Here is a 1,686-nt window from a genome sequence, read left to right on the forward strand (position 1 = left end):
TGCTTCGCCCCTACAGGACGCGGGCCGATGAAGACGCAAGGTTTTGAACGACGATTCTCTCAAAATCTTGCACCTGTGGGAGCGAGAAAAGCCCCAAAACCTTTACTTTGCCTACATTTCAAATTTATTCAGCAAACCCTATCTAAAATTAAATCCCTGACGATGTTAGCGATCGCAAATTCACTATAAAAACTTCTGGAGGGGATGTAAGACCAAAAGCTGGGCGTAAGTTCGTCTTAAGGCAGTCCCCCGTGAAATAGGAAGCTCTCAACGACCTTGAGAGTAGTTCAAAGGCACTGTCTAGTAGTAATCTATTAAGTTGACAAAAGGGATACTTTAGCAGAATATTTAGAGCGTAGCGGCCGCCATAAAAACACGGCTTTTGTCCGTTCAACCTCTCGAAAATGCCGAAATATTCGCTAATTATCCCGATTTATAACGAGGAAGAAACCATTCCAGAACTCTATCGCCGTGTCAGTGATGTCATGGATAGTTTAGATGATTCTGTGGAACTGATTCTGATTAATGATGGCAGTCGCGACCGTTCCTTAAAATTAATGCGGGAACTACAGGAAAGAGATGCTAGGGTCTGTTACATTAGCTTTGCTCGTAACTTTGGTCATCAGGCAGCAGTAACAGCAGGACTTAATTTTGCTAGGGGTCAAGTTATTGTTGTCCTCGATGCCGACTTGCAAGATCCACCGGAATTGATTCCCAAAATGATTGAGTCTTGGCAAGCAGGTTATCATGTGGTTTACGCCCAGAGAACAAAACGGAAAAAAGAAAGTTGGTTTAAACGCCTAACTGCCTACGTTTTCTATAGATTGCTGCGACGATTAGCTGACGTGGATATCCCTGCGGACACGGGGGATTTTTGTCTGATGGATCGTCAGGTAGTGGACGTATTAAATTCTATGCCAGAACGGAATCGTTATATTCGCGGTTTGCGCGCTTGGATTGGTTTCCGACAAACTGCTGTTAAATTTGAGCGGGATCCCCGGTTTGCTGGCGAAGTCAAATACACTTTTAAAAAATCCCTAGCTTTAGCGGTTAATAGCTTGGTGTCTTTTTCTAAGATTCCCCTGCGTATTTCCACTTATTTAGGCTTATTTTCTGCTTTAATTGCCCTGTTGATGGCTTTACTGGTTCTCTACTGGCGCTTACAGCAACCCGACTCTCCTGTTACTGGTTTAGCTACTATCTTGATCGCTGTGTTTTTCTTGGGTTCGGTACAATTGATCAGTATTGGCATATTAGGGGAATACGTCGGGCGAATTTACGAAGAAGTTAAGGGCCGACCAGCCTATACAATCGCTGAGATCGCTGGGTTGGAAATTAATTAAACCTTCCCAACAACTATCAATTAATTCTTGTCGATTAAAGATTTTGTTAACTTCTTAAATAAGCAATAAGCTGTTGACTATCTAATACCAATTCTCCAAAGTCTGACTACAGAAGTTTAATCCCCCTAAATCCCCCTTAAAAAGGGTGACTTAAATTCGATGTGTAGTTTTCATTTAGAGAAATGGTATAAATTACTGGTTAAGACCGTCGGCTCTTCTGGTTTCTGTGTGGAAACGAGGTCTATACTGATAGTTTCTTCGACAAAATAGTCCTAAAAGTGTTACCCGATAAGCATTTCACGATTCCATAAGCAAAAATTATCACACAAAGTCGAGAAGAGCC

Annotated in this window: 2 protein-coding genes; both read left to right on the forward strand. The window is 42.1% G+C overall.

The window, feature by feature from the left end; genetic code table 11:
- Positions 1-189: hypothetical protein (locus O9323_RS08560; RefSeq protein WP_288124951.1), on the forward strand; the 189-nt coding region annotated here is incomplete at its 5' end.
- 215 nt (positions 190-404) lie between these two features.
- On the forward strand, positions 405-1,343 hold the full coding sequence (locus tag O9323_RS08565) for a glycosyltransferase family 2 protein (protein WP_288124952.1): 939 nt from the start codon (positions 405-407) through the stop codon (positions 1,341-1,343).
- Positions 1,344-1,686 lie beyond the last annotated feature (343 nt).

Origin of the sequence: Microcystis sp. LE19-131.1A (genome assembly GCF_027532015.1) — a bacterium.
GTDB lineage: Bacteria > Cyanobacteriota > Cyanobacteriia > Cyanobacteriales > Microcystaceae > Microcystis > Microcystis ichthyoblabe_A.

Excerpts from the sequence above, each read along its gene's own strand:
- O9323_RS08565 (WP_288124952.1), top strand. The coding sequence starts at position 405 with ATGCCGAAATATTCGCTAATTATCCCGATTTATAACGAGGAAGAAACC.